At 64.5% G+C, this 13,650-nt stretch carries 8 protein-coding genes; 2 read left to right on the top strand and 6 right to left on the bottom strand.

Annotated features, from left to right (window positions below):
• Positions 1-37: 37 nt before the first annotated feature.
• The 5 genes from PGC08_RS04365 to PGC08_RS04345 form a co-directional block, all read right to left on the bottom strand.
• A complete protein-coding gene (locus tag PGC08_RS04365) occupies positions 38-985 on the bottom strand; it encodes a hypothetical protein (protein WP_101557036.1) in 948 nt (315 codons plus the stop codon).
• Between the two features lie 101 nt (positions 986-1,086).
• Complete coding sequence (locus PGC08_RS04360; protein WP_114384538.1) at positions 1,087-1,605, bottom strand: hypothetical protein; 519 nt, start codon at positions 1,603-1,605, stop codon at positions 1,087-1,089.
• Between the two features lie 62 nt (positions 1,606-1,667).
• Positions 1,668-3,395: an HNH endonuclease gene (locus tag PGC08_RS04355; RefSeq protein WP_271709605.1), complete on the bottom strand. Its 1,728-nt coding sequence runs from the start codon at positions 3,393-3,395 to the stop codon at positions 1,668-1,670.
• Positions 3,396-3,448: 53 nt separating this feature from the next.
• The gene (gene udk / locus PGC08_RS04350) at positions 3,449-4,060 is read right to left on the bottom strand and encodes a uridine kinase (protein ID WP_101583234.1); all 612 of its coding nucleotides are present in this window, start codon (positions 4,058-4,060) and stop codon (positions 3,449-3,451) included.
• Positions 4,061-4,154: 94 nt separating this feature from the next.
• A complete protein-coding gene (locus PGC08_RS04345; protein ID WP_009883946.1) occupies positions 4,155-5,735 on the bottom strand; it encodes an FCD domain-containing protein in 1,581 nt (526 codons plus the stop codon).
• 38 nt (positions 5,736-5,773) lie between these two features.
• Between PGC08_RS04345 and PGC08_RS04340 the strand changes: the two genes are divergently transcribed.
• Entirely contained in the window at positions 5,774-9,355 is a 3,582-nt protein-coding gene (locus PGC08_RS04340; RefSeq protein WP_271709604.1) for a bifunctional proline dehydrogenase/L-glutamate gamma-semialdehyde dehydrogenase, read from the top strand.
• 2 nt (positions 9,356-9,357) lie between these two features.
• Here PGC08_RS04340 and PGC08_RS04335 read toward each other — a convergent pair whose 3' ends face one another.
• Positions 9,358-10,539, bottom strand: coding sequence for an FAD-binding domain (locus PGC08_RS04335; RefSeq protein ID WP_271709603.1), 1,182 nt, complete (start codon positions 10,537-10,539; stop codon positions 9,358-9,360).
• A gap of 199 nt (positions 10,540-10,738) precedes the next feature.
• Here PGC08_RS04335 and PGC08_RS04330 point away from each other — a divergent pair, with 199 nt between their 5' ends.
• Positions 10,739-13,636 carry an ExeM/NucH family extracellular endonuclease gene (locus tag PGC08_RS04330; protein WP_271709602.1) on the top strand — a complete coding sequence of 966 codons (2,898 nt, stop codon included), beginning with the start codon at positions 10,739-10,741 and terminating at the stop codon, positions 13,634-13,636.
• The last annotated feature ends 14 nt before the right edge of the window (positions 13,637-13,650 follow it).

Raw genomic sequence — 13,650 nt, 5'->3', positions numbered from 1 at the left:
TCCGTTGACGCCGACGTCTCAGCAGTGTGTGAATGCCTCACCTGAAGAGACGTCGGCGTTGTCGTTGGGCGATGAGTCCACTGATGCCGGCGACGATCAGTGTGATGCTCCCCAACGCCCAAAAGCTCACTCCCGCCGCCGGAAAGCCGACGATGTTGGCGCTGATCGATTCTCCGGACGCCGTTTCGCCTCTCCACCGGACGGTCGGCGGATACGCCAGGATTCCGTACAGCATAAAGTACAGGCTCACGCCGAACGCTACGACGATTGCTGACCACCACGTTGGTGGATCCATGCTCAGCCCGACTGCCGCGCTGAGGATGACAAAAGTCCACGCAAACAGGACACCGGGGCTCATATCGACCAGGCCGGTTGTGTTGAGTCCCAAGGATGTGAGTGTGACACCCTCTTCATCCGTCGCCTGGTTGTCCATGATGGGCACCCAGATCATCACGATCCACGAAGCCAAACTCATCAGCGGCAGCAGCCGCGCAGCGCCGTCGGCCAGAGTTCGGTGCTGGCGAGCGACGAGCCGGCTGTGGGCGTCTTGGCGGATACGTTCAGACGACCGCTGACGTTCTCCGATGAGGCCGCAGATCCCCGCGGCGATCAGGGCCAAGCCCCCGACCGCCCATAATGCGGCTCCCCAGACAGGAGAAGCGACTTCCATCCCGCCGATCCACCGTCCGCTGCTGTCCTGGCCATCCCACATCAGCGTCGGAGGCTCGGCCATCAAGTTGATCAGCAAGGCCAGGACTGCGACGCCGAGACAGACCGTGGCCCACGCCCAGATCCGCAGACGGTCGACGAGCCATGCCGAGATCACACAGGCGAGCAGGCAGCTCCAGATGATGACGAATTTGGGATCGAGGTCGCTGAGGTCGCGGGGAACATCACCCAACGAGGTGACGACGATCCTCGTGGACTCTTTGGTGTGCAGACTGTTGAGCGAGCTGTCGAGGACCGGTACCCAAAGCGTGACCACCCACGCGCACAACGCCAGAATCGGCAACAGCCTCGCAACGATTCGGGCCTTCCGCCCATCTGGTCGTTGGCGTGGGCGACTCTTTGCAGTCTTGCGCGCACTCACGGCTGTCGCCTCGGACGAGATCTGTCAGCAGACCATCCGGCGCTCCCCGCTGCGCCAAGCGCCAAAGCTCCCACCAAACTTATGAAGAAGCCGAAGTCAGGGAGCGCGACTTCCATGCCACCCGTCGGCATCCCATCAGGAGTCTGACCGTCCCACAACAGAGACGGCGGGTTGAGCGCGGCGAAGACGAGAACGATGATGAGGAGTGCGGCGATGACCATCGCCGCACCGGACCACCAACGCGAGATCCCGAAGAGCAGAGGCAGGATCGAGAAGACGACCACTAACAGCCAGACTGCGAAGAATCCTGGAACAGCGGTCGCCGGTTCGAACGGGTCCTCCCCCAGCGACGTGATCCTGATCCTCGGCCCGTCATTGTTGCCGCTGTCGAGGATGGGCACGAAGATCGTGATCACCCACGCGGCGACAGTGGCCAGCGGCAGGAGACTCGCGATCCGGCGCAGGTGCCTTGTTCGGTCGGAAGGTCCATGAGAGCTGCCATCGTCAACGTTCATACTCAGAATCTTGAGGCAGATCGTGGTGTCAGCCGTGTCGGATTTGTTGCAGTCTCAGCACGTCACCCGGGGTCGAGCATTCCCTCGCGCAGACCTTCCTCGACTGCGCTGCCCGTCGAAGCCGCTGGCACACGCCGTCGGCCGGAGGACAGAGATCGGCCAGGTCTACGCGACCGGGGACGGTAGCGAAGACTTACCGTCGGCGGAATGAGCAGAGGGTCGACCACCTCGGCGATCTCGCACTCGAGGCTCTCCCCTGCAGGCGCCGACTCGGGCTCGGCCGCCGGCTCCGCTACAGGATCTTCTTCCGGCTTCGCGTCCACGAACTTCCTGGCCTCCGATGCCGAGATCGGAAGGTACGGCAGCTCTATCTCACGGCCGTCGACGTCGCCCGATTCCGAATCGGAATCAGAATCAGAATCAGAATCAGGTGGGTCTCTCTGCGGTTCGAGGAGCCCGGCGAGCTGCAGCCGCCAATCGTCGGCGGCGTTCGCATCCGGTGGTGCAGTACCGGGTCGCGGGTATTTCATTCGTCTGACGAACGGAGGTGTTGCCGTTTCGTAGTCGAGGTCGCTCGGCGTGGTGACCTTCAGGCCCTGGGCCGTGGCTTCGTGCGTCCACCCCGGGTGTTCCTTGGCATAGTTGCAGGCTGCGCACAGTCCCGAGCCGTTCTCCCACGAGGTCGCGCCCCCGGATGCATATCCCTCGGCGTGGTCGGCGTGCTTGATCCTGGCATCGCACCACGGCGTCCGGCACACGTCATCACGGTAGACGACCATCTGCCTGAGCCGTCCGGTGAAGGTCCGGGAGCGTGATTCCATGCCCACCAGCTGACCGTCGGTGACCTGGGTGAACATGCGGCGGATGAAGATCTCCGCCTCGTTTGCGGCGATGAAGCTGCGGGCTGTCTTGGCAGGCAGGGGGCCGAATCCGGGCAGCCATGCGGGAACCATGCCATCGGAGAACAGGGATTCCGCCTCGATGACCAGGTGGACTTCGGTCGGAACCGCCTCGGCGTCTGCCTGACCGGTGAGTCGCTCGACCAGGGTGTCGGCCATGAGCTGACTGTGCCTGCGCCCCTTCGCCGTCCCGGCCGCCAGCACGGAATCCGCTGCCTCTCGCAGTCCTTCGTAGACCGCGACTGCCTGCTGGATGGGCAGAATCGCAGACACGCGTCCCACCCCGTCGTCGAGCGGGGTCATCGTCACACGCCGATTGGCCGTTGCCTTCTTCACTCGTTCGGCAGCTGCTTCGTCGTTCATCTCTTCTGCCAGGGCTCGCGCTTCGGTCCGCAGACTCCGCAGACCGGACGGCTCCAGGCTCGATTTCATTCGAGAGTCGACCTTGCGGCGGTCGGCGGTCGGCAGGCATGCGGTCTCGTCGACCATGATGCGGGCTTTGTCTTCGGAGATGTCTCCCGAGGACAGAGCCTTGAAGGTGTTGGGCAGTTCGCCGACGATTGCTCGCGAAGTGGAGAGGAACTTCCGGCCGGTTCCCGGTGAGACTTTCTTCGCCAAGGCGATCTCCTCGGCGGCGTGAGTGCCGCAGTCGCGGTCCGGGACCTGGTTGAGCGCATCGCGACGCCGGCGCGCCGCCTCGAAGGCCACAGCCTCGGTCGACTGCACGGAGGCGATCGTTGCTTTAAGGGACTCGAGGGCGCCGATGCGAGCGAGCGCAGCGGACTCGGTCACCGCAGTAGCGGTGCCGCGCAGCATGGAAGCGAAGCGGTCGATCTCGGCGATGAGATCATGATCCGCCGGTGGAGTCTCCGGAACGGGTATCGCGTCCATACCAACACACTACGAGTCGCCACTGACACGAGATTTCCCGACCACGCGGGATACTAGCCGACGTCCCTCTGAATCCGGTTGAGGACCATGTCCATGGCCACGATATTGTGCCCGCCATCAGGGATGATGATGTCTGCGTTGCGCTTCGAGGGCTCGACATAGAGTTCATGCATCGGCTTGACGGTGCCGATGTACTGGTCCTCGACCGACTGCAGCGTGCGTCCCCGCTCGACCACGTCACGCTTGATCCGTCGCAGCAGACGAACGTCGGCGTCCGTGTCGACGAAGAGCTTGATGTCGAGCAGCTCGCAGATCCTGGGTTCTGCGAAGATGAGGATACCCTCGACGATGATCACCGGTGAAGGCTCGACGAGGGTCGTGCGATCGCTGCGGTTGTGGATCGAGAAGTCGTAGACGGGACTCTCCACCGACTGCGAAGACCGCAGAGCGCGCAGGTGTTCGACGAAGAGGTCGTTGTCGAAGGCATCGAGGTCGTCGTAGTTGACCTTCTCCCGCTCCTCGTACGTCAGCTCGTCCCGGCGCCGATAGTAGTTGTCGTGGAACAGTACTGATGGCGGGCCCGCGCACTTGTCCAGCAGCGCCTGCGTCAGGGTCGTCTTTCCGCTGCCGGTGCCCCCGGCCACGCCTACAATCAAGGTCTCCACGGTTCAACTATCCCTTTCGACTCTGCGAACTCCAGCACTGACTTTCCCCAAATTTATACCAGTCACCCTCGCCGAGGTTGTCCGGCGGGTGTGTTCATCCGCTCCGTGTCAGCTGTGCCCAGAGGTCCTGGTCGAACCGGCGGCGAGCAAAGAGTCCGGCCATGTGCCTGACCGCGTTGTCGACTTTGCCCCGCCAGGCGCTCACAGCGGTGTCGGCGTCCCCCAGCGACAGCGCCTTGAAGATCGCACGGTCATCGATGAGAATACGATCGCTGGCTGGTGAGTAGTCGAGCTGCAGGACCGAGATGAACAGGCGCAGACGCAGAGTCAGGGCTTCGAAGGCGCGGGTGCTCTGCCGCAGTCCGGAGGCTCGGGCCAGTTCCTGCTGGAAGTGGAGGTCCGCGTCTTCGACGTCGATTCCGCTCTTCGTGGCCGCCGATGCCTCCACCTGCCGCAGCGCCAGCTGCACGGGCACGAAGTAGCGCTTGGGCCGCAGTGCCAGGGACCGCAGGAGCACCTCGCCCACTGCCATGCGTCCGGCGTAGAGGTCGAGGACGTCGAGGGTGGTGATCAGCGGAATCCGCGTTCCGCCACGGGAACCGTCGAGGAGTTTGTCATCGACCATGCGCCGCAGTGCGGCATCCACCGACGACCGAGGCACCTGCATCCGTCGTGACAGGAGACGCGGATTGATTCGGTCTCCAGGCTCGTATCCGGAGTCGATGATCTCCTCACGCAGGGCGATCGCCAGGTGCTCGGTGATGGATCGCGTCTCCTTCGGCAACCACGAAGAGATCTCCATTGAGTCAGAACTAATGGAACTTCTCTGAGCATCGTTGTGGCTCGCCTCCTTCCACATGACCCCCTCGAAACCGTGGCGCACTCGGGCGGCGAGCATGTCGAGCAGGGAACCGGGTACGTCGCGGCACGTGGCAAGAGCAGATTTGGCGGCGTCGAGGAATTCCGCGAAGTCGCGATGGACTGCGATGGCCGCGCTCTCTGCCGTGTCTTGACTCTCAGCCACCCCTCCGCTTGTCTCCTTGTGAGGATCAAAGACGAGGAAGCGCTCCCGCTGACCTCCAGCCTGAAGCAGCTCGAGCATCGCCGAGGCATCGGTCTGGCGGTGCTCACTGTCGAAGCGCTGCGGCCAGTGTTGAACCCCGGCCGAACGCAGGGCGGCCACGATGCCGGCGATGCGGCGCTGAACTCGTCGTGCTGAGACTGCGCTCGAGCCTCCACCCCCGTCGCCACCACTGCCAGCGCTATCATCGCCGCCTCGCTGATCGGCAGCGCGAATGCCGATGATGACCAGGGGGAATCCTCCTGCCACAACGGTGATCTCGTCGCCGCCGCGCACCTGATCCCGCGGCACCGTCATTCCCCTCATCGCGCGAGATACGATGCTCTGGCTCAGACCGGTGGCCTCGGCCAGCGCCCGGGTCGAATAGTCCTTCCCCGAGATCCTCGCCCCTGCCGTGCTCACCAAGGCCTCGACGACCTGATCTGCCGTGCTCTGGATCTGCGGGCGGCCGCTGCGCGGGCGATCCTCGAGATCGGATCGCAACATCCACCGACGCAGACTCGACGGTGAGACGCCGAACTGCGCAGCCACCTCGGCGATGGAGGATGAGGCCGTCCCGGCGACAGCGGCACGGCGCATCTCTGAGGAATACATCACTCTATTCTATTACTTCTGACTCAACAATGTCTGCGATGAGTCGCGAACCCTTCACTCCGCATTTGCTCCGGCGCATACTGATCTCAACGATCCCGTCAAAGGTCAACGACGACGCGGGAACACTCGGCACAGAGCCCAGCCAGACTCACCCAGAGTTCGTCCAACAGAAAAGGAACGAGCAGTTGTTGCACACAGATTCTGATCTCGATCAGCTCACCAGTCGCTCCATCGACACCGTCCGCAAATGGCTGCGCGTGGCAACGAGCAAGACCACTGCGAAGAACCCTGCTGCCGAACGCCTCTCGGCGGTGCTCTCGGACCCCAACGGACTCGACTTCACCGTCGGATTCGTCGATCGGGTCGTGCGCACCGATGACGTGCACGCCGCCGCCGATGCCCTGGCCGAGGTCGGCAAACTCGCTCCCGAGACGATGTCCGCACTCGACCGTGCCCAGATCAAGGCCGGTGCGGCATTGGCCAAGATCGCGCCGCAGGTCGTCGTCCCCGCTGCTCGCACCCGCCTGCGCCAGATGGTCGGGCACATGGTCGTCGATGCCCGCGACAAGCAGTTCGGCAAGGCCGTCTCCACGTTGACCGCCGACGGGCACCGGCTCAACATCAATCTCCTCGGCGAGGCTGTCCTCGGTGATGGCGAAGCCGATCATCACCTCGAAGAGACCCACCGCCTGCTGGCGCGCGAGGACGTCGACTACGTCTCCGTCAAGGTCTCCTCCGTCGCTTCTCAGATCTCGATGTGGGCCTTCGACGACACCGTCGACTACGTCGTCGAACGCCTGCGCCCGCTCTACCAGCAGGCGGCGAAGGCACCGACCGGGTCCAAGTTCGTCAACCTCGACATGGAGGAGTACCGGGACCTCGAGCTCACGATCGCGGTCTTCACTCGCCTGCTCGCCGAACCCGAGTTCAAGAACCTCGAGGCCGGAATCGTGATCCAGGGCTACCAGCCCGATGCCCTGGGGGCCGTGCAGCGCCTGAGCGAATTCGCCAACGAACGCGTCGCCGATGGCGGGGTCGGAATCAAGGTTCGCCTCGTCAAGGGCGCGAACCTGGCGATGGAGACCGTCCACGCGGAGATCGCCGGCTGGCCCGCCACCACGTGCGACTCGAAGCAGTCCACCGACGCGAACTACAAGCGCGTCCTCCATTGGCTCTTCACGCCCGAGCGGATGAAGGGGCTGCGCATCGGCGTGGCCGGCCACAACCTCTTCGACATCGCCTTCGCCCACCACCTGTCCGTCGACCGTGAGGTCACGAACCGGGTGGAGTTCGAGATGCTGCAGGGCATGGCCTCGGAACAGGCCGCCGCAGTGACGGAGGACGTCGGAGACCTTCTCCTCTATGTCCCGGCCGTGCACCCGAAGGAATTCGACGTCGCCATCTCCTACCTCGTGCGCAGGCTCGAGGAGAATTCCTCGTCCGAGAACTTCATGTCGGGCATCTTCGACCTGGCCAACGGCAACGACGTCTTCGTCCGCGAGGCCAACCGCTTCGAGGACTCCGTCCGGCAGCTCGAAGACATTCTCGCGACAGACGGCGATTCCGCTCCCATGCCCAACCGTGGGCAGAACCGTGCGGCCGAACGCGATGTCCCGGGCACGGCACCGACCGAATTCTTCAATGAGCCCGACACCGATCCCTCGCTGCCCGCGAACCAGAAGTGGGTCAAGGCCATCATCGCCGAGGCGACCGCTCCCGGATACCTCGACGACCGCCCGAAGACGCCGAAGGTCGATTCGGCAGCGCAGCTCGATGAGATGATTGCCAGCGGTCGTAAGGCGGCGAAGGCCTGGCGCGAGCTCGGTGCTGCCGGACGTGGCGAGATCCTCCACCGTGCGGCCGAGATCTTCGCCGCACGCCGCGGTGAGTTCATCGCCGTCGAGGCCGCCGAGGTGGGCAAGATGCCCTCGCAGTCCGATCCGGAGATCTCCGAAGCCATCGACTTCATCCGCTACTACGCTCTCAACGCCGCGGAGCTGGAGACCCTCGAGGGGGCGAGCTTCGTCCCCGATGAGATGGTCGTCGTCACCCCGCCGTGGAACTTCCCCATCGCCATCCCCACCGGTGGCACCGTGGCAGCTTTGGCCGCAGGTTCGGCCGTGATCCACAAGCCCTCGAAACCCACCCAGCACTGCTCGGCACTCATCATCGACTGCCTGTGGCAAGCCGGCGTTCCGAAGGACGTGCTGCAGCTGTGCACCCCGTCCGACCGTGACCTCAGCCGTCACCTCGTCGCCCATCCGGATGTCGACCGTGTCATCCTCACGGGTGCCTCCGAGACGGCCGCTCTGTTCAAGTCCTTCCGTCCTGACCTGCACGTCAATGCCGAGACCTCCGGCAAGAACGCCCTGCTCATCACTCCTGCGGCGGACCGGGACCTGGCTGTTGCCGACCTCGTGTACTCCGCTTTCGGCCATGCCGGTCAGAAGTGCTCGGCCGCCTCGCTGGGCATCATGGTGGGCTCAACCTATGATTCGGAGCGCTACCGGCGCCAGCTCATCGATGCCGCCTCGTCGATGGTCGTCGACTGGCCTGCGAACATGTCGGCAACCATGGGACCGCTGACCGAGGATCCCGCCGACAAGCTCGAACGGGCCCTGACCTCGCTGGAGCCCGGTGAGTCCTGGCTGCTCGAGCCTCAGCAGCTCGATGACACGGGTCGCCTGTGGAGTCCGGGAATCAAGGACGGCGTCAAGCCGGGGTCCTTCTTCCACCTCACCGAGGTGTTCGGACCCGTGCTCGGACTCATGCACGCCCGTGACCTCGACGAAGCCATCGAGTTCCAGAACGCGGTGGACTTCGGTCTCACCGGCGGCATCCACTCCCTCGATCCCGAAGAGGTGCGCACCTGGCTCGACGAAGTCCAGGTCGGCAACGCCTACGTCAACCGCGGCATCACCGGCGCGATCGTGCGGCGTCAGTCCTTCGGCGGCTGGAAGCAGTCCTCCGTCGGGCTCGGCTCGAAGGCCGGTGGCCCGAACTACCTCATGCTCTTCGGCCATTACACCGACGATCCCTCCACTTTGCCAGGGGCCACTGACTCGAGGCAGAGCCTCGAACTGGCGAAGGCCGATGATGAGCGGTGGCTGGCACGTGAGTTCGGCGCGGCGAAGGACCACACGGGACTTCACTCGGAGGCCAACATCTTCCGCTACCGGCCCCGTCCGGTCACACTGCGGGTGATCTCGACGACTACGGTGTTCGACCTGGAGCGCTCGCTGCATGCGGCGAAATCCGTCGGATCAACGGTGCAGCTGTCCATCGCCGAGGACGTCGCCTCCGAGGTGAAGATTGCGGCGACGAACGCCGGGGTTGCGGCTCGCACCGAGTCCGCCACGGTCTTTGCCGACATGGTCGCCCAAGGCCGCTACGACGATTCCGTCGGTGCCCGCATCCGCGTGCTCGGACCGCAGGAGCCCGAGCTGCTGGCTGCAACGGCACCACGTCCCGAGGTTGCCGTCATCGACGAGCCGGTGACCTCCTCGGCGAAGGTGGAGATGCGCTATTACGTGCAGGAGCAGGCCGTGTCGATGACTCTGCACCGCTTCGGCAACCCCAGCCGCGACTTCCACGAGCTGGCGGCTGAGCTCAAGGCCTGAGCTCAGTCACCCGGCCAGGCTGGAAGCTCGATCGGATCTCGCAGGCTGCGGCCCATGGCGAGGTTCGCGACGGGTGGGAGTCCCATCAGGCGCATCACAGTGCTGCGCAGGATCAGGCGTGGGCGGCTGGGCGGGGCGAAGGCTGTGCCGAGTCCCTTGGCCGCGTCCTGTTTGCTGCGCAGCATCGGCATCAGTCGGTGTTCGTATGCGGCAAAGGCTCGGCCGTGGTCCTGAGGCGTGGCAGACAGTTCGGTCGCCAGCACATACGCTTCGACCATCGCCAATGCCGAACCCTGACCCGCCAGCAATGACGGGCTCGCTGCGGCATCGCCGATCAGTGCGACTCTGCCGCTGGTCCACGTGGGCATCCTGATCTGGCTCGCCCGGTCGAGGTAGAGCGTCCGTGCCCGCGGCAACTGGCGCAGGATCTCTGGGATCTCCCACCCCGCGTCGGCCAGACTTGTGCGCAGCAGCTCCTGTTGGGCGCTGACGTCGTCGACGGGCACCGGGCCGTGATGTCGGAAGGTGAGCATGAACATAGTTATGTCGTCTCGCAGCGCGACGCGGATCGCCTGAAATCCGACCTCGGCATGCATGACGGCGACGAGTTCGTCTCGTGGACGGTAGCCCGTGACGTCGAATGCGGCGACCGCGATCCCAAGGTCGCGCTCGAAGTTGGACTCTGCACCGAAGGCCAGCTTCCGAACCTGTGAGTGCAGCCCGTCGGCACCGACGACGAGGTCGAATTCGCGTGGGGCGGCGTGGTCGAACTCGACGCTGACGCTCCGTTCGCCCTCCATCAGCCGGGTGACGGTGTCTCCGAAGATCGTCTCGGCTCCGCCGTCGAGGCTGTCATAGATCGCGGCGGCGAGATCAGATCGAAGAATGCTGACATATCGGCCGCTGGCTCCCGCGGCAATACGCTGGGGATCAAGCGACGCGACCGAGTGCCCGTCTGATGCGACGTCGCGGACCTCTGTGAGGTCGTATCCCTCTCGGCGCAGCCTGGGCACAAGGCCCATCCGCTCTGCCACATCGAATCCAGTGCCCCAGAAGTCGATGAGGTACCCACCTCGGCGCAGATCATGTGAACGCTCGAGAAGAGTGAGCTCATGTCCTGCTCGCTGCAGCCAGTAAGCCAGCGTGGAGCCGGCGATTCCGGCACCGACGATCAGCACACGCATCTTCTGCCTCCCTGCAGATTGATGGTTCGCCATCAGTCTAGATCTTTCAGTCTCAGTGCTGGCCTCAGTGCCAGTGAGGCATAGTACAGTCAGTTCACATCGTATTCACAAGGTCGTCACCGATGACGCCCCGACAACGGATAGTGTGCATGCGTCTGCGCCGTCATCTCCCACGGTGCTCAAACTCCGAAAGGCTCCCATGACAGTCTCCAAGACGGCCTCCTCGTGCGCGGCGCTCAGCCTCGTCGCGGCGATCGGCCTCACCCTTCCGGCAACACCGGCAGCCGCTGCCGAAGATCCCCACATCAGCGAGATCGGCTACACGCTCGACACCGACTTCATCGAGATCGCGGCCGAACCGGGCACCGACGTCTCGGGATGGACCTTCGGATCTGTGACTCGCGGCGGCAGCGTTCAGGCCGAAGAGAATACGACAACTGTTCCCGTGGGCACGACCGTCGGCGACTCCGGCGCGCTGGCGGTCGAGGTTCCCATCACGAACTCCGTGAAGTCAGGGTCCGCCGCTGACGGCGACTACGGCTCGAGCGCCTATGCCATCGACGATGACGGCACGCTCGTCTCATTCGCCCAGATCGGCGGGGTCGTCGGAGGCAAGGGAGTCACCGGCAAGGCGAACACGAACACCCCCGAGGCTGTTGTCGGCGAGGATGCCGAACCCACGGGTGCCACTGCCGCAGGCGGGCAGTCGATCCAGCTCGTGAACGGCACCTGGTCGTCCGCAGCCCCGACCCCCGACGCGCTTCCCGGTGACGGCGGCGGCGATGATCCCGCCCCCGAGGACGTCACCCCGATTGCCGACATTCAGGGCACCGGCGAGGAGAGCCCCCTGGCTGGCACCACCGTCAAGACACAGGGTGTCGTCACCGCTGCTTACCCGACCGGCGGGTTGAACGGCTACCACGTGCAGACGCCGGGAACCGGCGGAGCCGAGGACGAGACCCCCGGAGCCTCGGACGGTGTCTTCGTCTACTCCCCCGACTCGGTCAACGACATCAGCATCGGCGATCACCTCGAACTCACCGGCGCGGTCTCAGAGCGCTACGGTCAGACCCAGATCTCCGTCAGCAGCACAGGGATGACAGTCCTGGATGAGCCCGCCGAGGCGGTCAAACCCGTCGAGGACGCGTTACCCACCGAGGCTGCCGCACGTGAGGCGCTCGAGGGCATGCTCCTGCAGCCCAGCGGTGAGATGACCGTGACCGACAACTACAACACGAACACCTACGGCGAGGTCGTCCTGGCCACCGGTGAGGGCACCCTCCCCCAGCCCACCGACGTCGCCCGCCCCGACAGCGATGAGGCCAAAGCCGTCGAGGCCGAGAACCTCGAGCGCGAGGTCGTCCTCGACGACGGTGCGACGGTGAACTACCTGCAGAACGACAAGGACGTTCCTCTGCCCTACGTCTCAAACGACGCCCCTGTGCGTGTCGGTGCGAGCGCCACGATGACCTCTCCCGTGGTGTTGGGCTTCGACCATGAGAAGTGGCGCTTCCAGCCCACGACGCGTCTGACCGGGGACAACGCCGACGCGATTCAGCCGGCGAGTTTCTCCGACACCCGCACAGAGGCTCCGGAGGCCGTCGGCGGGCAGGTCAGCATGGCCAGCTTCAACGTCCTCAACTACTTCACGACGACCGGCGATCAGCTCTCCGGCTGTGACTACTATGAGGACCGCGGGGGCAACCCGATCACGGTTCGCGGCGGCTGCGATGCCCGCGGAGCTGCCAACGCAGAGAGCCTCAAGCGCCAGGAGACGAAGATCGTCTCGGCCATCAACAAGCTCGACACCTCGGTGGTCTCCCTCATGGAGATCGAGAACTCTGCCGCGTTCGACAAGGACCGCGATGACGCTCTTGAGACTCTGGTCGAGCGCCTCAACGAGGCGGCCGGCACCGACAAGTGGGACTTCGTTCCCTCCCCCGCCGATGTTCCCGCGGATGAGGACGTCATCCGCACGGCCTTGATCTATCAGCCCGCCGAGGTGGCCCCGCAGAAGGATTCGACGATCCTTGACGACGAGGCCGCGTTCTCGAACGCACGTGAACCCCTTTCACAGGCTTTCGCACCGAAGGACGAGTTCGGTGAGGCCGATACGGACAAGACCTTCGTGACGATCTCGAACCACTTCAAGTCCAAGGGTTCGGGCTCAGGCCCGGGCAATGAGGACAGCGGCGACGGCCAGGGTGCCTCGAATGCGGACCGGGTGAAGCAGGCGACGTCGCTCGTGGACTTCGCCGGGGAGCAGAAGGAGGCAGCGGACTCCGACTTCGTCTACCTGCTCGGTGACTTCAACGCATACACGCAGGAGGACCCGATGCAGGTCTTCTACGAAGCCGGGTTCAAGGATGTCGCATCCGAGAAGACGGACAAGTCGACCTACGTGTTCAAATCCCGCACCGGCAGCCTCGACCATGTGCTGGCGCTGGACTCCTCGGGCGGTTCGGGTGCTCAGGCCGAGCTGCCGTCGAGCTCCTTCGACGCTATCACCGGCGCAGATGTCTGGAACATCAATTCGGTCGAAGCACTGGCACTCGAATACAGCCGCTTCAACTACAACGCAGGCGACTTCTACGCCCCGGATCAGTTCCGCGCCTCCGATCACGACCCTGTGGTCGTTGGACTCTTCGAACCAGAAGACACGGATGGAACCGAGGAGGCCGGGGTTGATGGTGGAGAGGCTGAGGCTGATGGAACCGAGGCTGACGCTGAGGCCGGCGCAGGTGCTAACTCGGATGCTTCTGTGAGCGCGGATTCCGACTCGTCGGACACCGCTGACTCGTCGAGCAATGCCGACGCAGTGAATGCGGATGCCGCTTCTGACAGCGCTTCGAGTGACTCGTCGAGCGGTTCGAACAGCTCCTCGACTGCGGGCGCAGACGCCGGCGGTTCCTCGGACTCGGCTGCAGGTTCCGGTGGTTCTGAGGATGACGCCGGCTCGGACAGCAATGCTGGCGGTGACTTGCCTCGTACGGGTGTCGATCCGACGCTGATGATGTCGATTGCGGCCGGACTGCTCGTCATCGGCGCGAGCATCGTAGTCATCGTGCGGCGACGCAAGCTGGGAGAACGCAGCTAGTCTGCGGAGTCAGC

It is taken from the genome of Brevibacterium sp. BDJS002, assembly GCF_028201555.1.
In the GTDB taxonomy this organism is placed as follows: domain Bacteria; phylum Actinomycetota; class Actinomycetes; order Actinomycetales; family Brevibacteriaceae; genus Brevibacterium; species Brevibacterium aurantiacum.
The sequence above is the reverse complement of the archived record's forward strand: the minus strand, read 5'-3'. Positions and strand labels throughout refer to the sequence as shown.

Excerpts from the sequence above, each read along its gene's own strand:
- PGC08_RS04340 (WP_271709604.1), top strand. The coding sequence starts at position 5,774 with ATGAGTCGCGAACCCTTCACTCCGCATTTGCTCCGGCGCATACTGATC.
- PGC08_RS04345 (WP_009883946.1), bottom strand. The coding sequence starts at position 5,735 with ATGTATTCCTCAGAGATGCGCCGTGCCGCTGTCGCCGGGACGGCCTCA.
- PGC08_RS04330 (WP_271709602.1), top strand. The coding sequence starts at position 10,739 with ATGACAGTCTCCAAGACGGCCTCCTCGTGCGCGGCGCTCAGCCTCGTC.
- PGC08_RS04335 (WP_271709603.1), bottom strand. The coding sequence starts at position 10,539 with ATGCGTGTGCTGATCGTCGGTGCCGGAATCGCCGGCTCCACGCTGGCT.
- PGC08_RS04355 (WP_271709605.1), bottom strand. The coding sequence starts at position 3,395 with ATGGACGCGATACCCGTTCCGGAGACTCCACCGGCGGATCATGATCTC.
- PGC08_RS04360 (WP_114384538.1), bottom strand. The coding sequence starts at position 1,605 with ATGAACGTTGACGATGGCAGCTCTCATGGACCTTCCGACCGAACAAGG.